At 46.0% G+C, this 22,054-nt stretch carries 19 protein-coding genes; 9 read left to right on the top strand and 10 right to left on the bottom strand.

Going from position 1 to position 22,054, the window contains the following annotated elements:
* Positions 1 to 121: 121 nt before the first annotated feature.
* Positions 122 to 1,186: a 4-hydroxythreonine-4-phosphate dehydrogenase PdxA gene (pdxA, locus tag WD077_14435; protein ID MEX0968427.1), complete on the bottom strand. Its 1,065-nt coding sequence runs from the start codon at positions 1,184 to 1,186 to the stop codon at positions 122 to 124.
* Positions 1,187 to 1,205: 19 nt separating this feature from the next.
* Entirely contained in the window at positions 1,206 to 2,654 is a 1,449-nt protein-coding gene (locus WD077_14430; protein MEX0968426.1) for a leucyl aminopeptidase, read from the bottom strand.
* A gap of 255 nt (positions 2,655 to 2,909) precedes the next feature.
* Here WD077_14430 and argS point away from each other — a divergent pair, with 255 nt between their 5' ends.
* The 3 genes from argS (at position 2,910) to WD077_14415 (ending at position 6,766) form a co-directional block, all read left to right on the top strand.
* Positions 2,910 to 4,694: an arginine--tRNA ligase gene (argS, locus tag WD077_14425; GenBank protein MEX0968425.1), complete on the top strand. Its 1,785-nt coding sequence runs from the start codon at positions 2,910 to 2,912 to the stop codon at positions 4,692 to 4,694.
* A gap of 55 nt (positions 4,695 to 4,749) precedes the next feature.
* Entirely contained in the window at positions 4,750 to 5,622 is an 873-nt protein-coding gene (locus WD077_14420; GenBank protein ID MEX0968424.1) for a lysophospholipid acyltransferase family protein, read from the top strand.
* 73 nt (positions 5,623 to 5,695) lie between these two features.
* Entirely contained in the window at positions 5,696 to 6,766 is a 1,071-nt protein-coding gene (locus WD077_14415; GenBank protein MEX0968423.1) for a glycosyltransferase family 2 protein, read from the top strand.
* Positions 6,767 to 6,814: 48 nt separating this feature from the next.
* Here WD077_14415 and WD077_14410 read toward each other — a convergent pair whose 3' ends face one another.
* From WD077_14410 to WD077_14385, 6 genes are all read right to left on the bottom strand, one after another.
* Complete coding sequence (locus tag WD077_14410; GenBank protein MEX0968422.1) at positions 6,815 to 7,588, bottom strand: LytTR family DNA-binding domain-containing protein; 774 nt, start codon at positions 7,586 to 7,588, stop codon at positions 6,815 to 6,817.
* A gap of 11 nt (positions 7,589 to 7,599) precedes the next feature.
* On the bottom strand, positions 7,600 to 10,488 hold the full coding sequence (locus WD077_14405) for a two-component regulator propeller domain-containing protein (GenBank protein MEX0968421.1): 2,889 nt from the start codon (positions 10,486 to 10,488) through the stop codon (positions 7,600 to 7,602).
* Positions 10,485 to 11,054: a YceI family protein gene (locus WD077_14400; GenBank protein ID MEX0968420.1), complete on the bottom strand. Its 570-nt coding sequence runs from the start codon at positions 11,052 to 11,054 to the stop codon at positions 10,485 to 10,487. Before WD077_14400 ends, WD077_14405 begins: the two co-directional genes overlap by 4 nt.
* 104 nt (positions 11,055 to 11,158) lie before the next feature.
* A complete protein-coding gene (locus WD077_14395; protein ID MEX0968419.1) occupies positions 11,159 to 11,725 on the bottom strand; it encodes a YceI family protein in 567 nt (188 codons plus the stop codon).
* A gap of 306 nt (positions 11,726 to 12,031) precedes the next feature.
* A complete protein-coding gene (locus WD077_14390) occupies positions 12,032 to 13,093 on the bottom strand; it encodes an AraC family transcriptional regulator (protein ID MEX0968418.1) in 1,062 nt (353 codons plus the stop codon).
* A 192-nt stretch (positions 13,094 to 13,285) separates the two neighbouring features.
* Positions 13,286 to 14,122, bottom strand: coding sequence for a hypothetical protein (locus tag WD077_14385; GenBank protein MEX0968417.1), 837 nt, complete (start codon positions 14,120 to 14,122; stop codon positions 13,286 to 13,288).
* A gap of 241 nt (positions 14,123 to 14,363) precedes the next feature.
* Here WD077_14385 and WD077_14380 point away from each other — a divergent pair, with 241 nt between their 5' ends.
* The 6 genes from WD077_14380 (at position 14,364) to WD077_14355 (ending at position 19,853) form a co-directional block, all read left to right on the top strand.
* On the top strand, positions 14,364 to 15,437 hold the full coding sequence (locus WD077_14380; protein MEX0968416.1) for an SPOR domain-containing protein: 1,074 nt from the start codon (positions 14,364 to 14,366) through the stop codon (positions 15,435 to 15,437).
* A 1-nt stretch (position 15,438) separates the two neighbouring features.
* Positions 15,439 to 16,116, top strand: a complete 678-nt coding sequence (locus tag WD077_14375; protein MEX0968415.1) for a MotA/TolQ/ExbB proton channel family protein — start codon at positions 15,439 to 15,441, stop codon at positions 16,114 to 16,116.
* Between the two features lie 2 nt (positions 16,117 to 16,118).
* On the top strand, positions 16,119 to 16,520 hold the full coding sequence (locus WD077_14370; GenBank protein MEX0968414.1) for a biopolymer transporter ExbD: 402 nt from the start codon (positions 16,119 to 16,121) through the stop codon (positions 16,518 to 16,520).
* 139 nt (positions 16,521 to 16,659) lie between these two features.
* On the top strand, positions 16,660 to 17,577 hold the full coding sequence (locus tag WD077_14365; protein MEX0968413.1) for an energy transducer TonB: 918 nt from the start codon (positions 16,660 to 16,662) through the stop codon (positions 17,575 to 17,577).
* A 186-nt stretch (positions 17,578 to 17,763) separates the two neighbouring features.
* Positions 17,764 to 18,909 (top strand): GDP-mannose 4,6-dehydratase, encoded by a 1,146-nt coding sequence (gmd, locus tag WD077_14360; GenBank protein MEX0968412.1) that lies wholly within the window; start codon positions 17,764 to 17,766, stop codon positions 18,907 to 18,909.
* Positions 18,909 to 19,853, top strand: a complete 945-nt coding sequence (locus WD077_14355; GenBank protein MEX0968411.1) for a GDP-L-fucose synthase — start codon at positions 18,909 to 18,911, stop codon at positions 19,851 to 19,853. The genes gmd and WD077_14355 overlap by 1 nt, the downstream gene beginning before the upstream one ends.
* Here WD077_14355 and WD077_14350 read toward each other — a convergent pair.
* Positions 19,850 to 20,797, bottom strand: a complete 948-nt coding sequence (locus WD077_14350) for a mechanosensitive ion channel (GenBank protein ID MEX0968410.1) — start codon at positions 20,795 to 20,797, stop codon at positions 19,850 to 19,852. The two genes, WD077_14355 and WD077_14350, sit on opposite strands and share 4 nt — an antisense overlap.
* A gap of 100 nt (positions 20,798 to 20,897) precedes the next feature.
* Positions 20,898 to 21,965, bottom strand: a complete 1,068-nt coding sequence (locus WD077_14345; protein ID MEX0968409.1) for an o-succinylbenzoate synthase — start codon at positions 21,963 to 21,965, stop codon at positions 20,898 to 20,900.
* Positions 21,966 to 22,054: the final 89 nt, after the last annotated feature.

Below are 22,054 nucleotides of genomic sequence, written 5' to 3'. Positions count from 1 at the left end.
ATCACGCTAAAATAGAGCGGGCAAATTTAAGGAAATTTGCGTATTCCCTACAATCTTCAAAAGCTTGAGGCTTCCTGAGCGCCTAAGCATTGAAACCCAGCGACAGCCCCTGGCAAAAACCTCATTTCTCTTTTTCCCTCTGCCTCCTGGGTTTAAGCCTGTTCTGCTGGAGATCCTCATAGTCGTTGCGCTTCTTCAGAATATCAACTGCGGTATAGATCGCTTCGCGGAATGAACTTTCATCCGCCACTCCTTTTCCCGCAATGGCAAAGCCCGTCCCATGATCAGGCGAAGTACGAACCACTCGCAGGCCGGCTGTGAAATTCACGCCCCGCTCAAATGCCAGCGCCTTAAAAGGGATCAGCCCCTGGTCATGGTACATGGCGAGCACTGCATCGAATTCACACTGCATTCGCGAAGCAAAAAAACCGTCTGCAGGATAAGGTCCCATAGCCAGCAGTCCATTTTCACGGGCAGATTCAATTGCCGGTTGCATAATTTCTTTTTCTTCGCTTCCCAGCAGGCCTTCCTCGCCTGCATGAGGATTAAGCCCTAAAACAGCGATTTTCGGACGTGGAATGCCGAAGTCAACCTGAAGTGATCGGTCCATCAATCCAAGCTTTGTCAGAATGTTTTCCTGCGTAATATTTTGCACTACCTCTTTTAATGGAATATGCCCGGTAACCACGCCCATTTTCATTTCGGGCGTTACCAGGAACATGAGTGCATTGGTCGCTCCGAATTCGCTGGCAAGGAATTCTGTATGTCCCGGAAATTCAAAATCCGCAGACTGAATATTTTTCTTTTGAATGGGGGCCGTAACGATGGCGTCCACATTTCCCTCTTTGGCATGAGCCGTTACGGTCTTAAGGCTGTAATAAGCAAACTGGCCTGAGTGCTCTGTAGGATTGCCGAATTCTACAAACGAATCATCCTGAAGGCAGGTAAGCAGGTTGAGTTTCCGCTCCTGCACCTGCGAAATATCTTCTATCGTATGGAGGTTTACGCCTCGGATGTTCAGCCGCTTACGGTGGAAATGCACAAGCTTGGAAGATCCGTAAATGACGGGGGTGCAAAACTGCGTCATCCGCGGGTCACGCAATGATTTCAGGATTACTTCCAGCCCTATTCCGTTATAGTCGCCAATGCTGATACCGATGACCGGGATTCTGTTTGTTTCTGCCATTTTCTGTAATAATATACTTTTATTCGGCTCCGGCCATGGTTTGAAGATATTGACAAAGCAACCTCACTCCCGCTCCTGTTCCATTCTTTCCGCGATAACTGTCCTTCTTGGTCAAAAAAGCAGGTCCGGCAATATCCATGTGGATCCAGGGAAAATCAGTGAATTTCTTGAGGAACATGCCGGCTGTTATAGCGCCACCCACTGATCCGCCAATATTCTTCATATCAGCTATATCGGATTCCAGCATTTCATCATATTCGTCCCAAATCGGAAATTCCACCAACCGTTCATAAATGCGCCTGCCGCTTTCTTCCAGTGCTTTCTTTACGTCACTATTTGCAGTGCCCATCACCACAATTCCGTAATGACCAACTGCTGCATGTGCTGCTCCGGTCAGGGTAGCAAGATCTATCACGAGGCTAGGCTCATATCGCTTGGCGTAGGTAAGCGCATCGGCCAGGATGAGACGGCCTTCAGCATCTGTATTAAGCACCTCCACGGTTTGCCCATCAAACATGGTGATCACGTCTCCCGGAGTGATGGCTTTTTCTCCGGGCCTGTTATCCGTTGCAGGAATAAGTCCTATCACGTGCAGCGGCAATTTGCTTTTGGCAACAGAATAGAGCGTTCCCACAACGGCAGCAGATCCCGCCATATCGCTCTTCATACTGTCCATTGATCCGGCTGTAGGTTTCAGGCTCAGGCCGCCTGTGTCATAAACCACTCCCTTCCCTATCAACACCACCGGCTGTTTGTTAACCGCCTTTTTGGGCTTATATTCTAATATGTTGAAAGTAGGAGGATCCTGGCTGCCAGCATTGACGGCCAGCAAACCACCCATTTTCAGGCTCTGCAATTTGGGTTTGCGGAGCACTTCGGTTTTATATCCCGCCTCATTTCCATAAGCCGTGATCTGCTTGCTGAGTTCTTCTGCTGAAAGAAAGATCACCGGTTCATTTACAAGATCACGGGCGATGCAGGTGCCTTCAATATTGGCATTAAGCTGAACAAGTTTTTGCTTTCCCAGTTCCGGGGCCAGTGCCATGATCTTCCGGATGGAGCTTTCCTCCTTGCCGCTTTTGTATTTCAGAAACCGGTAATTCGCCAGGGCCATTCCTTCTGCAAAGGCCAATACCAGGTCCTCATCTGCTGGAAAAGTGAGCAGTTGCACTTCAGCTATTTTCTGCTCGTTGAGCGCCTGCTGCAATTTATCACCGGCTTTTCGGGCCTCCTCCAATTGCTTATACCGGACAGGCTGAGCCGGAACTACCTGTACCACCACCGGTTCTCCGGGTTTGTGAAGAAAAATTTGCTTCACCCCCGCTGCAATCTTCTTCTGAATATATTCCTGCTCCTGTGCTGATAGCGGTACATTGCTTAGTTGCGGTTCTGTACCTGCCTCCACAAGTATTGCAATTGCTTTTTCAGGATCTGTTTTTTGGATTTTAATAATTGGGGTGGCCGGCATAATATCAAATTTTTTTGTCTGGAAAAGAGGGCAAAAGTACAGGTGTGCCCCTGAATTAACAAAGGCCGGAGGCTGAGGGTTTTGCTGTCAGGCCGCTGCAAATATGGTAACCGGAATTTTGAAATTATCCCATTTTCGGGATAATCTTATACAGGAGGAACTTATTTCATCTCGGCTCCGCGCTCTCAGAATGAGCTAAAGGGGCAGTGCATTGCCACATCCGCTCTAACTTCGCAGGCTTAATTTCAAAACTCAATGCATATTCATAATATAATACAGGAAGCGGCAGCCGCTGCTTTTCAGAAGCTGTATGATGTAGAAACCGACCCGCAAACTCTTCAGGTGCAGGAAACGAGAAAAGAATTTGAGGGCGACTATACGCTTGTAGTTTTCCCCCTTACCCGCCATAGCCACAAATCGCCAGAACAAACGGCAACTGACGTGGGTGAGCAACTGATAAAGCTCAATGAAATAGAGACGTACAGCGTGGCCAAAGGTTTTTTGAACCTCACCATCGCTCAATCATTCTGGCATTCCTACCTAAAGGAAGCGATCGCAGAAAAAGACCTTCCCGGTTTCGCAAAGCCGGAACAGCCGAAAACCATCATGGTGGAATATTCTTCGCCAAATACCAATAAGCCGCTTCACCTCGGCCATATTCGCAATATCCTGCTGGGATATTCCATTGCGGAAATACTGAAGGCGCGCAGCCACAACGTGATCAAGGCCAATCTGGTGAACGACCGGGGCATCCACATTTGCAAATCAATGCTTGCATGGCAAAAATTCGGAGAAGGCAAAACACCGGAAAGCGAAGGCATAAAGGGAGATCATTTTGTAGGCGACTATTACGTGGTCTACAACACCGAATATCAAAAGGAAATGCAGCACATGATCCGGGAAGGGGCTGCACCTGAGGAGGCGGAAAGAAATGCTCCGATACAGCAGGAAGCCAGGAAAATGCTTTCGGACTGGGAGCGAAATGACCCGCAGGTGCGTCAGCTTTGGGAAACCATGAACGGCTGGGTATACGAAGGATTTGAGAAAACCTACGAAACCCTGGGAGTGGATTTCGATAAATTCTATTACGAATCAGAAACCTACCTGCTGGGAAAAGAATTGGTGCTGAAAGGACTGGAAAAAGGCGTTTTCTTTAAAAAAGAAGATGGTTCCATTTGGGTAGACCTGGCAGATGAAGGTTTGGACCAGAAGCTCCTGCTGCGCGCGGATGGTACCTCTGTCTACATCACTCAGGATCTGGGAACGGCTCAGCTAAAGTTCGATGATTATCGCCTGGACCAAAGCGTTTACGTAGTGGGCAATGAACAGGATTATCATTTCAAGGTGCTTTCCCTCATTCTCAAAAAACTGGAACACCCCGTTTGGGACAAAATATATCATCTTTCTTATGGTATGGTGGATTTGCCCACAGGGAAAATGAAAAGCCGCGAAGGAACCGTGGTGGACGCTGACGACCTGATGCTGGAAATGTTTGAGGTGGCTGAAAAATATACCCGCGAATCAGGCAAGCTGGCTCACCTCGAAGAAGACGAAAGGCAAAAACTCTATCGCCAAATCGGCCTGGCCGCCCTGAAATTCTTTATCCTGAGCGTGGATCCTAAAAAGAGAATGACCTTTAATCCCCAGGCCAGTATTGACTTCCAGGGCCACACCGGGCCATTCATCCAATATTCTTACGCACGCATCCATTCGTTGCTGGCCAAGGCGAAGGAACGCGGCCTGGCGTCAAGCGAGCTTCCCTGCCCCGAACTGCATTCCTTTGAGATAGAGTTGATCAAACTACTCTATCATTTTGGCGATAAACTACAGGAGGCCGAAACGCAAATGAGCCCCGCAGTAATTGCAGAATATGGATTTGAACTGGCAAAAAGCTACAACAAGTTTTATCATGAACTGCCAATATTGCCTGAGCCGGACGAGCAAAAGCGTCAATTCCGCCTCCGGCTTTCTGAGAAAGTCGGCACCACCCTCATAAATGCGATGAAACTGCTGGGCATCGAAATGCCTGAAAGAATGTAAAGACCTGTGCTGAAACCCGTTCTTCTAATTTTGCCCTGAATTAATACCACGTTTTTTGGCCACCCGCATCGTTTACTCTCTGCTTTATATTCTCTCCCTGCTTCCGCTGGGTGCATTGTATGCGCTTTCGGATATATTTTTTCTGATCAACTTTTATGGAGCGGGATACCGCAGGGAGATCATTCGTTCCAACCTGCAACATGCATTTCCTGAAAAAGACCGGGAAGCGCTGAGGCGAACAGAAAAGCAGTTTTACCGGCACTTTGCGAACCTGATGGCAGAAACCGTTAAGCTCGTGAGTATGTCAGCCGGATCCCTGCTTGAGCGCGTAAAGCTAGTGGAAAACGAGGATTTTAAACACCTGGCCAATACGCCAAAAACAGCTATTGTGCTGACTGCTCATTATGGCAACTGGGAATGGGGCGGAATGGCGCTGGACCTGCACATGCAGAAAAAAACAATGGCCGCTTACAAAGTGCAGCGAAGCGCCATTGCCGACAACCTGATGCACAGGCTCCGCAGCCGCTTTGGTATTGAGCCGGTGCCAATGAAGCTGATCCTTCGCAGGTTGCTGCGCGAACAGGATACGGCTCCCATCGGCATTTTTATAGCCGACCAGACCAGCACGCAGGGGGAAGCGGGATTATGGATGGAATTCATGCACAGGGAAGTGCCTTTTTTTGCCGGTCCGGAAAGCATGGCAAGACGATTCGATTTACCGGTTTATATGCTCTTCATCCACCGCAGGAAGCGGGGCAGGTATGAGATACGGGTGGAACTGATAAGTGACAACAGCAACGAGATGAGGGAGGGAGACATCATGAAAATGTACATCCGGAAACTGGAAAATGCGCTGAGGCAACAACCTCCATTCTGGCTCTGGAGCCACAGGCGCTGGAAACATGCTGACAGGCGCGTTATCTTTTGAGATTAAAATTCAATTCCTTTTATATATTTTTTATAAAATCAGAACGGTTTCATTTAAACTTAAATATTGAAAAATGGTAATTCCCGATCCGCATCGAAAAGCGCTGCCAGAGGTTTCTGTTGTGATCCTGAATTGGAATGGGCGCCACTTCCTTGAAGAATACCTGCCTTCAGTGCTGAACACAACCTATCCGAATCTGCGGATCATTATAGCCGATAATGCCTCTACAGATGGTTCAGTGGAATTTCTGCAGCAACAGTTCCCGGAAGTTGAGATCATCGTTAATGCCACCAATGAAGGATTTGCCGGAGGCTACAACACAGCGCTGAAGCAGATCCGGACGGATTATTATGTATTGCTGAATTCGGATGTGGAGGTGACAAAAAACTGGATATCACCGGTGATTGAGGTGATGGAGCAGGACAAAAATATTGTTGCCTGTCAGCCAAAGATCAGGATGCTCGCCAGGCGCAGCCATTTCGAATATGCCGGTGCTTCAGGCGGATATATTGATGCCTACGGCTACCCCTTTTGTCGGGGCCGCCTTTTCTCTGAATTAGAAGAAGATGAGGGACAATACAATACGGTGGAGGAAGTTTTCTGGACTTCTGGCGCCTGCATGTTCATCAGGCCCAATATTTTCCACAGGTTCGGAGGTTTTGACGAGGACTTTTTTGCGCACATGGAGGAAATAGATCTGTGTTGGCGTATGAAGAATGCCGGCCATTCCCTGAAGGTTGTGCCACAATCTGTCGTTTACCATGTGGGTGGAGGCAGCCTGCCCAAGGATAATCCCAGGAAAACATTTCTGAATTTCCGGAACAGCCTTATTATGCTTCAGAAAAATTTGCCGCTCAAGGCTGCTTTCTCAAAAATATTTACCCGCATGGTGCTGGATGGCGTAGCCGCAATGGAGGCACTGGCCAAAGGAAAATCAGGGTTTTTCTTCGCCATTCTACGAGCCCATCTCAGCTTTTATTTTTACCAGCCAAAGTGGATCTCTAAGCGCAAGGAAATTAAAAAACGGCTTGATTTCCATCACGTTAAAGGCGTATACAGGGGAAGCATCGTCAAAGCGTTTTTTGTTAATGGCAAAAAGAAATTCAGCGACCTGAACCCGGAATTGTTTAGTAGTGAACAGTGAGGCAGTTATCAGTGAGCAGTGAACGTTGAACATTATAACGTTGAACAGTTATTCCCCTTCCAGCCAATTTTTGAACTTAGGTGAGCGCTCCACACTCACTACGGTTTGTTCCGGAGCAGGCGGTTTCAGGGTTACTTTTACTCTGCCTTTGGAATAAGCGTACATGCTGTCAATCGCTTTCATATTGATAATAAACTGGCGGTTGATCCTGAAAAAGAGATGGGGGTCCAGAAGCTCCTCCAGCTTGTCAAGCGAATAATCAACAGGATAGCGGTGGCCATCAAAAGTGCAGAAAAAAGTAATTTTTTCCTCGGTGTAGCAAAATGCAATTTGCTCAGGCTCCACAGCCCTCAGCGATTGGCCTATTTTCACGAGGAAACGCTTTTGGACCTGCTGCTCCTGTTTCCGTATTTCCTTGGCCAGTTCATGGTAATTGAGTTGGGCTTTTTCACCCTCATGCAGCTTTTTAAAGCGCTCTAACGCCTGCTGCAGCTCTGGCTTTTTCACCGGCTTCATGAGGTAATCAATGCTGTTGAGCCGGAATGCCCTGACAGCATATTCATCATACGCAGTGATGAAAATTACCGGGCTTTTCACTTCCATCTGCTCAAAGATCTGAAAGCTGGAACCATCCGCCAGATGAATATCCATGAGTATCAGATCAGGTTTTTCTTCTTCCTTCAGCCATTTGACAGATTCCTCAATGCTCTCCAGTTTTGCCAGGATTATGCTTTCAGGCTCAATTTGCTGCACCAGCTTTTCAAGCCTTCCTGCCGCTGCTTCCTCATCTTCGATAATAAGAATTCGTAAATGTTTCATCATATTTAATTCTTTTATAAAGGTTTCGCTTCTATCAATGGAATACTTACCGTAAAGTGATTGCCTTCCCCGGCTATTAAGATCTCTTCACTCGTCATCATGCCATACCGCTTTCTGATGTTCTCCAGTCCTATCCCCGTTGAACGCTCAGGTTTCTGCTTTTTCTGTAGGGTATTTCGGATAATGAGATGATGGTTATTGGTGGAAAAGATCTCTATTTCGAGCGGTTTGCTTCGTGAAATAATATTATGCTTCACAGCATTTTCCACGAGCAATTGCAAGGTGAGGGGCGGAATATATTTTTCCAGGTCCTGGGTATGAATATTCACATTCAGGCTAAGGTTTGTGCCATACCGTTTCCGTTGTAAATAATAGTAGGCATTGATCAGTTCAATCTCTTCGCGGAGGGGAATCACCTCCCGGTCGCGATACTGGAGAATATTTCTGAAAAATTCGGAGAGATTTTCCACGTATTCCACAGCCACCTCCTTGTCCTCCTCAATAATGCTGATGAGCGTATTAAAACTATTGAAGAGAAAGTGCGGATTTACCTGGCTTCGCAGCGTCTCAAACTGGAAGCTTATCTTTTCTCTTTCCAGTCTTTGCTCAAGTTGCATTTGTCTTTCGCGGAGTTTCACAATGCCATAAATAATGGCGGCCGTGAATAGCGCACACAGGGCATAAAACCACCAGGAAGTCCAGAATGGAGCCTGGATGACGAACGAATAGGCAATGACCGGAATGCCGGCAAAATCATTATTTGCAGTGGCCCTGACCTGAAAATTGTACTTGCCTGGCGCCAGGTTCGGGTAGATCACCATTCTGTCCTGCGTTTGTATCCATTCTTCATTAAAGCCCTCAAGGCGGTATTGAAAGCTTACCTGTCCGGGATTTTGATACCAGAGCGCAGTGAATTCAAAGCTGACATGGTTCTGGTTGTGCTTCAGCGTTTGTGAGAAGTCTTCTCGCGGTTGCAGGTAAATCAGCATTTCGTCCAATACCGTTTTGGGATGCTTCCATCTTCCGCTCTCTATCGCATGATATCGCAGCAATCCCTCCTGCGTGGCGATCCAAACGTTGCCGGCATTGTCCCTTGAAAAAGCATTAAGATCAGGATTTATATCCCCTATCCCGGCTTCGCTTCCGTAGTTCTGAACCGTCAGCGATTTTCCATCCACCAGGTCAATTCCATCCTTGTGCAATACAAGAAGATCAGTACCTGCATTTATTACTGCGGTAATTTCCAGGTCGCTAAGCCCTTCTTCCTGCCCGATATGAGTGACGGTATCGCCTCCTAACCGGAACAGCCCTTCTGAAGCCGTACTGAACCAGATGTAACCCGCATCATCAGCAGCTACGGAGTACACACTTTTTATGTCATGCCCACCCATCCCATTAAAACTTCCGAAGTTGCCATTGCTGAACCGGGCCAGGCCCTTGCCGTCTGTAGCAAACCAAACATCTCCTCTATTACCGGGTGTAACCTGATAAATGTAGTTGGTGCCGAGGCCTTCACGGCCACTGAAATTCCGGAAATTCACCTCTTCACCCTTAGTGAGTTCTGCATTGCTGACTCCGCCCAATGTGGCAAACCAGATCGTTTTGCCCTCACCATTGATCGAAAGCACATTATTATTTATCAGTCCGTTTTCTTCGGTAAAATGGCTTTTGTTTCCTGCTTCATCAAACCGGTAAAGCCCGTCCCCAAAAGTGCCGGCCCAGATGAATCCGAAGGTGTCCTGATAAAGACTTATCACAAAATGATTTTCATCCGTGTGGAGCAATTGAGATAATTCTTTGGATTTAAAATTAAAATTATATAAACCCCGGCTGTCACTGAATAGGAGTTCATTACCGTTAACTGCCAGCACCGCATGAAGGTCTTCAAGCTTTTTATTGCCGATCATTTTCAGAAAGCTGAACCTCCGGCTGGCGGAAAAAAGACCCCCATACTGCGTAGATATCCAGACGTTGCCTTCAGCATCACCCGTTACGTCCAATACTTTGGTGGACAGCAACTCCGGATAATTGAGCTGTCGGTGCAATTTATTATGTTGATCAATGATCACAATTCCATATCCATCTGTTCCCGCCCAGATCTCATCATCAAAAACCGTCAAATCCTTTAGCGGGCCATACTGCCAGGTTCCAGGCTGGGCCTCAGCGAATCGCTCTTCTTTGACAATGTACTTTGCTACCCCGGCATCATGCATCCCGATCCAGATATTTCCTTCTTCATCGGCAGCAAGGGCTGTCACTATGTTGTCCGGCAACCCATCTTCAGTGTTGATCTTTACAATCACTTTCCGGTTATTCCTAAAGCTACATATGCCGATGCCGCCATCCGTTCCCGCCCAAATCCGGCCTTGTTGATCCTTTGCAATATCATAGACTGTATTGTCAGGAAACCGGTCGGTTTCACTCATATTATACAGCCTGTTATTGGTAAAATAAAAAAGTCCCTCGCCATAGGTGCTGAACCACAGAATATCATCCGACCCGCTGATGATCCCTGTAATGGCGGCTGCCGGCAATTTCCCCGCAGGTTCAAAGCGCTGAAAAATTCCCTGGCTGAAACGGGCGATGGTGCCATCACTGAAACCTGTCCAGAACTGGCCATGCTCATCATGGTGCAGTGCTGTTACGGCCGGGGCCTCAACGCTATCAAGGTTGTACTGCTGAAATTCGGTGCCTGAAAAACGAATCAGTCCCTCGTTGGTGCCAAACCATATAAATCCTGTGGGATCCTGGTACACCACATTTACCTGTATGCCCGGAAACTTCTTTTCTACATCATACTGACGGAAATTGGGAACCTGTGCCCAAGCTTCACCTGCCGCTATAAGAATAAGTATCAGAGCTAAGCTAAATTTCATCCTCCAACCGGGCAGCAGGCGTGTCATAGTTTCTTCAGTTCCACATGCATTTCCACCTGGATTTCCTGAGCAATCTTTTGATAAACAATTTTGGGAATACTGATTTCATGCTCCTTTAACGGCACAAGAAAACTGGAGCTGATGGTAAGCACATTGTCTTTTACCATAATTTTAGCATTCATAATCCTTTCCTGCGCCACACCATGAATTGTCAGCATTCCTTTCGCCCGGACCTCATGGCTTCCGTCTGCCTCAAAGTCAATGTCTTCAATGATCTTTCCCGAAAAGGTACCCTGTGGAAAGCGATCCGTTTCGAGGTAGCGCTCATTAAAATGTTCCTGCTGCAGCGGGCTGTTAAATCCATGGAATGATTTCATCTCAATTGAAAATGCAAAAGTTCTCTTTGCAGGATCAATTAATCCTTTGATATTTTGCGATGATGCCTTAATCAGTTCCAGCGGTGCCTCGCTTGTAAAATTCACATTCCCGCTGCTTACCGTGTACAACTGCGACTGGCTGAAAGCATAAAAAACTCCTGGCTGGATTAGCAACAGGAGGAAGATCAATGTATGATAAAATTTAATCTTTTTCATTTAATTCAATGATATAAAAATAAAACGGAAAGTGGAGGGCTTTTTTGACATAGCGGTGAGGCCGGCCCTCGCACTTTCCTGGAAAAAGAGATAATGAGATTTCTTTAATTGGAGGATGACTTTGTGTGAGGAGTGTAGGTAATATCTACTGTTACTTCCACTACTTCGGCTATATTTTTTACCAATAATTTCGGAATTTCTATATCATGGTCTTTCACCGCCACCGGAAATTTTGCTTTTGCTATGATCTGTTCACCTTTCACTTCAAGCGTTCCTTCCACTTTATATGGTTTGGTAATGCCATGAATGGTCATATCACCCTCTACAGTTGCATCGTATATTCCATCCTTGCTGAAATCCACCTCATCTACATTGATGATCCTGCCTTTAAAATTTGCTTTGGGATATTTATCCGTGTGCATATATTTTTCGTTGAAATGCTCCTTCATCAATGACTTCTCAAATTCAAAGCTGCGGATAGGAATTGCGAATACCAGGTCACCATTGGTTTTAAGAAATGAAGTGACGCGATTATTATCAGCCTTAATATCTTCTACCGGGGCGCTGGAATAAAAATCCACATGGCCATTGTCAGTATAATAAAGTTCTTGTGCATAGAGCCTTACTACTGATACCATTAAAATAACCACGCCTATTGCTGCTTTTTTCATTGTTCCCATTTTTGATTATTTTTTATTTTACCTGAAAGTGCTTTTGTTCTTTCACGATACAAATATTACCCGGTAATGATGTATTGAAAAATAACAATGCCCGACCGGGAAGAAATGGGGGATGAACAGGTGAGAGTGATGGCAGAGCGCCTGAAAGAGGATGAGAAAAAAACCGCCCCTGGAAAAGGAAGTGTGGAAAGTGGCAAGTAACCGGGATAATCACCAGGGGCGGTTGAGGTACAAATGTAGAGAGCCGATCCTGCAATTTTCATTTTCAAAAGGACTGAGACTAACCTAAAACGAATTTTAGCCGCCTGGACCAATCGTGATGAAATGCCCGTTATCGCGCTTTTCAGCTTGGACGCCCTTAACGAAATCCTTAGGAAGCACGCCATAAATTCGCTTGAACTTATTGGAAAAGTGGCTCTTGTTGTTGTAGCCTACCCGTTCTGCGATTTGCGAAATATTTAGTCTACCCTCTTCCAAAAGCTCTTTTGCTAATTTAAACCGGGCAATAATAAGGTATTGATAAAGCGTAATGTAAAAGACCTTTTTGAATCCCTTTTTAAGCTTATTTTCATTGATCCCAACCTTTCGGGATAACTCTTTGATGGTGGGAGGATTCCTGATATCATGTACCAATTCATCTCGCGCTTCCATAATGCGCTCCCAGTCATAGCGGATCATATTACGCTGGTTGTTCTGTCCATTCTCTTCTGCCTCCAACTGTTTCATCTGCCATGCTACCAGTTGAAGCACGGCCGCCTCCAAGGCAAGATACTCGGAAAGCATGTTTCCATCTGAGGTAAAAATTTCATTTGTGATTCGGGCGATCTCACTGTTTTTACCCAATTGCCTGAAAAACCCCGGATGGTCATGGTCCTGCAAAAAAAAAGGTTGAAGCGAAGCAGGCAGCGCGTCCATTTCAGCTTCAGCCTTTTTCATCAGTTTCACCCGGTCCACGATCACCATCACGCATTTAACTTCCCTGGCAGCCGGGAAAATAAAATGAATGGGTTGTGCTGCCGTTTTTGAATTTATGCAGCTATCAAGGGGTGTAACCAAAATTTCTGCAGAATGAGCACCCTCGGTTTTGAAGCTGAATTTCCCCTGCAGGCAGAAGCTGAAACAGAGCAGGTTGTTATCCTTGTAGTCCAAAAGCAGGTCCATTGGCTCTTTCAACTTCATAGAAAGCTGAATGAATGCAATATCGCCATCAAAAGCAATTGCACGAACTTCCCCTTGCCCATGCTTTTGCTTCAGGGAAAGAGAGGTTTTCTTCTCACTGTGATATTTATCAGATGTAAAAAAGCTTGCTGATTTTGCAAGAGATTGGGGTAGCCTATGGGCATCAAGGAAAAGTTGCATTGGGTTCGGCTTTAAAAGAACAGCAGCAATTACAACGCTCTTATAAACAAAAAGTTAAAACACTTCTTAATGCTGTAAAAGCCGGTTTTGGGATATTAAATATTACAACGACCCTGATATAAAAGCAAATAGCCTGACTGAAGGCCAGACTCTCCTATTTAAAAACAAAAATTATCATTTTCCGCAAAATAATCAGCGCGGTTTAGCTTTGTCCGATCCATTTTTCGCATTCCTGCTTCTCCTGTCGTCTTTCGCTTTCTTTTCATCAACCGGAATATTTCCGGGCTTGGATGCGCTTTCTTCCTGGCCCGTGTTTATTTCCGATTCGCGATGCTTCTCATACTGCGGGTATTGGCGCTCAGCACTGGAAGGATAATTTTCCCGGTTCTGATTCCAGTTCTGGCTGTAGTCCTGATGCGTATGGCCCATAGACCTCCCGGTTTGCGGCTGCCCTTCGTAGTATCGCTCCTGGCTGCCCTCCTGATCTTCCTGCTTTTGCCAGCTATTCCTGGGCGGCTCATTCTGCCAGAAATCCTGCTCCGAATAGCCTCCCTGGTTTACCGGCCAGCCTTCGTAACGCTCATAATTGTCGGCAGGCCGCTGGAATCGTTCATCAGGTTCACTACGATCCTCCCCTTTTTCAGAAATTCCGCGATCACGGTCTCCTTCGGATTCTGCGGAACCACTTTGTTCATGGGGCTTTTGCATTTCTGACGAGTTTCCATACCGGTCGGGCCGGCCATGGTTCTCCACGGGAGAGGAAGCATCACCCCAGTGATAGCGTGCGCCATCACTCTCGCTGTCTTTTCGTGCATTGACGGGCAAGTTATTCGTGCCATATTCCTGCCTGCCGTATTTTCCGGGGGCAATAGAGGGATGCTTATCATTCTCTTCTCCGTGTTTCATGCTGCTTCCTTCAAAGCTATCATATATACGCTCATCGCGCTTTGGTCCAAACTGCTTCTTAGAACGATCATTGGCTTCCTTGCCTGACCATCCCTGTGTACGATCAAAATTGTGCTTTGCCATTGTTCTAACTGTTTTAATGAGTGACTAAGGAAAATTCGTGTTTGTTACTTATAAACACGTAGTTTGGCATTTTGTGCATTATTTTTTTGAAAAAAACACCTATGTATATTTACTGCTATCTTTGGCAGATTCACAACCTTAAATTGCTGATCCCAACATTTTTCTTCAGGTTCCTTCATTTTGCCCTCTCCACAGCTTGCGCAAAACTTCTGTAGAACCTTTCAGTTAAAATTTTTAATCTTTGCCAAAAATCGCCTCAATAGTGCATCTTGAGAATCATATCAGGTTCCTTTTACAGGAAAATAACTGCGTAGTAGTGCCAGGTTTGGGCGGGTTTTTAACCCACTATCAACCTGCCCGGCTTATAAAAACCCGCCAGGTTATCACTGCTCCATCCAAAAAAATTGCCTTCAATGAAGCGCTTCAGGCAAGCGATGGATTGTTGATTAACCACATTGCCAAAATAAACGGATACACTTACGCAGAAGCAGAGGAGCAGGTATCAAAGCAAGTGGCAGGATGGAGGGAAATGCTTCAAAACGAAGGAAAGGTATATCTGCAGGAAATAGGAACCTGCACGCTGAATGACGAAGGGAACATCTATTTTTTGCCGGATCCCAAAGCGCCAAATCTTTTGCTGGATTCTTTTGGAATGGAAGAAGTGGAGGCCATTCCCGTAGAACGACAAAAGACCGATATAAGCCAGCACCTGCAAAATGCAGCAACGATAGAAGCCCCCACGGGGGATCGCAAGCGCAAATGGGGTTGGGCCATGGCGGCAGCCATTATTTTTATTGGTTTTTTTTTATTGGTTGGCGGCTATCTCATTTTCACAAAACCTGACATTCAGGAAAACCTAAGCGGATTTTTTACCGGAAGAACGAATGATACCGAAGGCGCCATTCAAGATGAACAACCAAGTACGGAAGAAAGCCGCCCAATAATTTCAGACGCCCCCGAACCACAGCCAGACAATAGGATCGTGAATGATGAGACCCTTTCTGATGAACCACAGATGACAGGTTTGGAAAATTCAGATCCTTTGGTTGATGAACCGGATCTATTGACTGAAACCGCACCCGTATTGGAAGAAGACGTGTATTATATTATTGGAGGTTCCTTTTCCCGCCAGCGAAATGCTGAAAAATTGGTACGGTCGCTGGAGCGTAAAGGTTATACGCCCGGCATTATTAATACTGACTTCGGGCATTTCAGAGTTTCTATAACAAAAACCAGCAAGGCCAAAGAAGCAGACAGCCTCCTGAGCATTATCAGGCAAAAGGAAAATTCCAGCGCCTGGATACTAATAAACTAGAATGATCTACAAACTTATCCTGCAGATAGACACTTCTGCAATCGGCCAGAGTGGCGAAGAAACCTTACCTCTTTTTGAATTGCTGCTGAAAGGCGGCTGGCTGATGATCCCGATCTTCATCCTGGCTATTGCTGCCGTCTATATTTTTATAGAGCGGTATCTCACCATCAAAAAGGCCGGAGAAATGGAGCAGAACTTCATGAATAAAATCCGCGACATGGTGGTGAATGGCAATATTGAAGGTGCCATAGACCTTTGCCGCCAGCACAATACGCCTTCATCACGAATGATCATGAAAGGGCTGACGCGTATCGGGAATCCGTTAAAAGATATTGCAGCCTCCATAGAAAATGCAGCAAACCTGGAGGTATTCAAACTCGAAAAGAATCTGGCCACACTGGCTACCATCTCTGGTGCTGCGCCTATGATCGGATTTTTGGGTACCGTAACCGGGATGATCCGCGCATTTTACAATCTTGCCAATGCGGGCAACAACATTGATCCGGGCATGCTGGCCGGGGGTATATATGAAGCCCTCATTACCACAGCAACGGGACTGGCCGTGGGCATCATTGCATATATCGGCTACAACCTGTTGACGGCTATGATCGAGAAAGTCGTTTTCCGTATGGAAGGCGTTACCGTTGAGTTTATAGACATTCTTCACGAACCTGCTTAGCGATGGCTATTAAAAAAAGATCGAGGGTCAGGGCCGAATTCAGCATGGCATCTTTGACAGATATTATTTTTCTGCTGCTCATTTTTTTTATGCTGACCTCGTCATTTGTTACGCCCAATGCGCTGAAACTTCTTCTGCCAAAGGCAACCGGCACTACAATGACTCCCCAGAACGTAACCGTAAATATTACACCTGATCTGGAATATATAATAGACAATGAGAAGGTCCCGCTGGAGTCGCTTAAAAACAAGATGCGGCAGGATCTTGCTGCAATTCCGGCTCCGGCAGAACCGGCCATTGTGGTAAATGCCGATAAGAGCGTACCCATTGATTATGTGGTGAAAGTGATGGTAATGGCGAATGAACTAAACGCCAAAGTCATTCTGGCAACGGAGCCTGAGTAATCTCTTCCGCAACTCCTGTTTGTTTCAAACCTATAAATTTCGTTTTCCTTTTTTCTGAATTATGGAATTTAGCGCCCTGTTACATCATTTTTGCAGATTCATCGTTTTAAGAAAATAATTGATTCAATTATTAATACAGATGCAAACTTCACGGAATTCAATTGTAACAGAGGAAGAACAACAATTAGAAAAGAAAAATAAAAGGACTTCTGCCATTATCACCGCAGCCTTTTATGCTTCACTCTTAATCCTCTTTCTTTTTATTGGACTCACTACACCTCTGCCGCTTCCCGCAGAGCAGGGATATTTAGTGCAGTTCGGTAACGAAAGCATGGGCGATAATCCAGTGCCTGATGATGCACCTGCCGTTTCCGAATCGCAGGAAATTGAGGATGAGCAGGTACAGCCGGAGCAGGCATCTCAGCAACCTGTGGAAGATGCAGTTCCGGAACCTATAGAAGACATTGTAACCCAGGATGTGGAAGATGCGCCCGTAATAAAACCGGAAGAAAAAAAACCGGAAGAAAAGCAGCCTAACGAGGTAACAAAGGAAGTGATAAAACCTTCTGATAATCCGGAGGAGACGACTTCTGAATCAGATAAGCAAGTGGATGAACAGCCGAAAAAACCTCCCAGAGAGTCCAATCCGGCATTTGAGTTTCCCGGTCAGAAATCAGGCGAGGGCGGATCCGGTAACAGACCCGACAAACCGGGCGATCCTGATGGCAGCAAGGAAAGCGATCAGAAAGGAGCCAGCGGAAGCAGTGAACTCGGAGGCGAAGGCATCAACTTCAGCCTTACAGGCCGCAAAATGGTAAAAGCTCCGAAAATCAATGACGAAACCCAGGTGAGAGGAATTGTGGCAGTGGAAATTAAAGTGGATAAGCAAGGCAATGTGCTCTCCGCAAAAGCCATTTTAAGAGGCAGCACCACCACTGACACCCGCCTGTGGCAACTCGCTGAAAAGGCCGCCAAAGAAACCAGGTTCTCACCCGGAAGCTCCACCACACCCGAAGAACAATTCGGCACCATGCACTTCAACTTCCAGTTGAGATAGCAGAAATGGATCAGGATAGGATTTATTCTAAATAAGGATCCCAGGATCAACCCTGATTTTTCTTGCCATCTGAAGAAGCTAACTGGAGAATCCCACCCTGCACAGTGAGCACTCATGCAGATCGTTCTCCAGTTGAAAAGCCAGCATTACATTTATATCTTTGCGTCCCAAATCCAACCAATTTTAATGAGTAAATCCAAAGTTGCTTTAATTACTGGCGTAACCGGCCAGGACGGAGCCTATCTTGCCGAACTGCTGCTGAATAAAGGTTATGAAGTTCATGGCATAAAAAGGCGCAGTTCCTTATTCAATACCGAGCGTATTGACCATCTATATCAGGACCCTCATGAAAAATCGGTTCGCTTTAAATTGCACTATGGCGATCTCACTGACTCTACCAACCTGATCCGCATCGTGCAGGAAGTGAGGCCTGACGAAATATATAACCTGGCCGCCATGTCCCACGTTCACGTGAGTTTTGAGACACCGGAATATACAGCCAATGCCGATGCCGTAGGAACATTGCGCCTGCTGGAAGCCGTAAGAATGCTGGGGCTAAGTGATAAAACGAAGTTTTACCAGGCCTCTACCTCTGAGTTGTATGGCAAAGTCAGGGAAATTCCTCAGACGGAGAACACTCCTTTTTATCCGCGCTCGCCTTATGCCGTTGCAAAACTTTACGCATACTGGATCGTGGTAAATTATCGCGAAGCTTATGGAATGTTCGCAGCCAACGGCATTCTCTTCAACCATGAATCTCCTATTCGTGGTGAAACTTTCGTGACGCGTAAAATCACACGCGCAGCAGCCCGCATAGCGCTGGGATTACAGGAGACTGTTTTCCTGGGAAACCTGAGTGCAAAGAGGGATTGGGGCCACGCAAAAGACTACGTGGAAGCCATGTGGCTGATGCTGCAACAGGAGGAGGCGGAAGACTTCGTAATTGCCACTGGAAAAACCACTTCGGTTCGCGATTTCGTAGCCATGACTTTTGGCGAACTGGGTTTCACCATTGAGTTCTCAGGAGAAGGCGTAGCAGAAAAAGGATACGTCAGCGATGTTGATACAGAAAGGCTGGAACATCTAGGCCTGACAGATACAGAGCTAAAACGGGGAATGGAAGTGGTGAGCATTGACCCGCGATATTTTCGTCCTACCGAAGTGGAACTGCTCATTGGAGATGCCACAAAAGCAAATGAAAAACTCGGCTGGAAACCGAAATATGAATTGAAGGCCCTGGTAAAGGAAATGGTACATGCTGACCTGGAAGTGATGAAAAGAGAGAAGTACCTCGAAAAAGGAGGATATCAAACGCTTAATTATTTTGAATAATGGAAAAATCAGCACGTATATATGTGGCAGGTCATCGCGGTATGGTGGGTTCGGCAATTGTCAGGCTGCTTAACAGGAAGGGTTATTTAAATATTATCACCCGCACTTCAGCCGAATTAGACCTGCGAAACCAGGCAGCAACAGAAACATTCTTTGAAATTGAAAAACCTGAATACATATTTCTGGCGGCTGCCAAAGTGGGCGGCATCATGGCCAACAATAATTATAAGGCGGATTTTATTTATGATAATATCCAGTTGCAAAACAACATCATCCATCAAAGCCATCAAAATGGAGTGAAAAAGCTTTTGTTCCTGGGAAGCAGTTGCATCTATCCCAAATTTGCGGAGCAACCTATGAAAGAGGACTACCTCCTCACTGGAAAACTGGAACCCACGAACGAGGCCTATGCCATCGCAAAAATTGCCGGCATTAAAATGTGCCAGGCTTATCATGACCAGTACGGCAGCAATTTTATCTCAGTGATGCCCACCAATCTTTACGGGCCAAACGACAATTACGATCTGCAGAATTCGCATGTACTGCCTGCACTCATCCGCAAATTTCATGAGGCTAAACTTGCAAACCACCGGGAAGTTGAGATTTGGGGCACTGGCTCCCCCAAAAGAGAATTTCTGCACGTGGATGATCTTGCGGCTGCCTGCTTATTCCTTATGGAGAAATATAATGAGCCTGAAATCGTGAATATTGGTACAGGAAAGGACATCTCCATTAAGGAACTGGCGCTGCTGGTAAAAGACATCGTGTGTTTTGAGGGTGAATTAAAATTCGACACCTCCAAACCGGACGGAACACCAAGAAAGCTGCTGGACGTAAGCAAGCTAACCAAAATGGGTTTTGAAGCACAGATTTCCTTGCGGGATGGAATTACCCGCGTTTACGAAGATTTTAAAGCTCAATACGCGGATTACGCTATCAATTAATCTTTCCCGCCTTTTGCGGTGCCTTCACTTATTTGACGGCCATTACGCTGCTTGCTGAGTTCTGTCGCATCCAATATTTCATTGAGCTTTTCCCCTCCTTTAATACCAAAATCCAGGGTCCTGATAGGGAACGGTATTGTGATGTCATTTTCATTATAAGCCTTCTTCACGGCCATAATGCCATTGCTCAATGCTGAGCGGTAATCCACCTGGCGGGTAAAGCTGATCCAGTAGCGCGCATCGAAATTAATGGAGCTATCGCCAAATCCAGTGTACATCACTTCCACAGCGCGGTCCTTGTCTACTTCTTCAAGCTTGCTGATGGCTTCGATGGTCACCTGTTTTACTTTCTCAAGGTCTTCACCATATGATACTCCGATTTCAAGATCAATCCTTCGCTTTCCTAATTTTGAATAATTGATAATGGCATTTTGAAAAACCTCTTTGTTTGGAATAAGGATCATTTGACCCTGTGGAGTCATTACCTCGGTAGATCGTAAACTAATACTTTGAACGGTTCCAAAAAATTCCTTTGATTCGATTACATCTCCAATACGAATTGGCTTTCGCAGCGCCATTAAAATACCCGACATGAAATTAGCCGCAATATCCTGAAATGCAAACCCTAGCGCCAAACCGATAATACCGGCTCCGGCCAATAAAGAAGTCACCGTTTTATCCAGATTCAGAATGCCAAGAGCGATAAAAAGGCCGAGTATCATCACAGCTATGTAAAGGATGGTTCCCACAAGCTGATTAATGCTTTCATTCTGACTCACCTTTCCCAGCAACCTGACGAATAATTTCCTGACCAACTTGGCAACAAAAACGAATGTGACCATGATCAGCACCGCCAACAGCAAATTCGGCAGCATAGCAATCAACGTCTCCAGCCAGTTGTACAGTTTATCCGTTACAAGCTCGTAGGCATCGTTTGCTCCCATTTTAATGTTTTGTCTATTAAAGCCGGATTGAAGATTATACCGCACAGGTACTTGCATTAAATACGCACATTTCTGAGCAGCTTAAAACAGGAACCTGCACCTATTGTTTTTCCCGAAATTCAGAACTGAGTACAGGGGAAAGGTCCCAACTCCCTTCTGGATTCAGGTACAAAAAGCCATTTTTAATTTCGAGGGGAGAGGAAATATTATTGACAAACAATTTCCCGGTTCCAAGTCCCTGCGGGATCGTTACATCATTTGCGGCTGCAAACTGTGCAATGGCGTTCAGCCCGATGTTGCTCTCCAGGGCGGAGGTTATCCACCAGCCAATATTCTCTTTTTCCGCTGCTTTTATCCATTCCCGCGCTGCAATGAATCCTCCCGTGAGCGATAATTTCAAAATGATATATGAAGGCTGAATCGCCTGGAGCAACTTCTGCTTCATTCCGGAGCCGATAATTCCTGTCAGCTCTTCATCAAGCGCTATGGGAATAGGCGAGGCTGAGCATAGTTTGGCCATACTTTGCCATTGTCCCTGCCGGATGGGTTGCTCTATTGAGTGAATTTTAAATTCTGATAATTCCTTAAGTTTACTCAGCGCATCTTCTTTCTGAAATGCACCGTTCGCATCCAGGCGAATTTCAATTTCATCTGCCGAAAATTCTTTCCGAACCTGCTTCAGCAGTTTCAGTTCCTGCTCAAAATCCAGGGATCCTATTTTCATTTTAATGACGCGGAAGCCTTCTGAAATCCTGTCTTGTATTTGTTGCAGCATTTTATCCGGTTCTGCCATCCAGATGAGGCCATTGATAGGAAGCTGTTGTTCTCCCCTGGCAAACTCACTGGAGAATAGCTGCCGCATTCCGCCATGTTTCAGATCCAGCCTGGCCGTTTCCAGGGCAAAGCGAATAGAAGGAAAAGTATTCAGATCGTCCACCTCAAGGGGCGAGATTCCGCTGTTAATGTGCTGACATACTTCAGCCAGCTTGCCCGGCATTATTCCAGGATCGTCAGGACTGATGCCCGGAATCAGAGAAGCCTCGCCAATACCGGTTATGCCATTCTCTTCCAGAAAAATGAAGTAAGAGACTTTGTCATTCAGCACACCTTTGGAAGTGCCAGCGGCTTGTTTAAAGCGGAGCGTATATTTTGTAAATGAAGCTTTCATAATTATACCTTAATGGCAAACGTAAGCAATTGTGTTAACTCAAAATTATGGGCTGGGGGATTCGGCCCGGTCGCAGAAATATCAACTGC

The sequence above is a fragment of the Bacteroidia bacterium genome (assembly GCA_040880525.1).
Lineage (GTDB): Bacteria > Bacteroidota > Bacteroidia > CAILMK01 > JBBDIG01 > JBBDIG01.
Note: the sequence above shows the minus strand (reverse complement) of the source record. Positions and strands in the feature narration are given on the sequence as shown.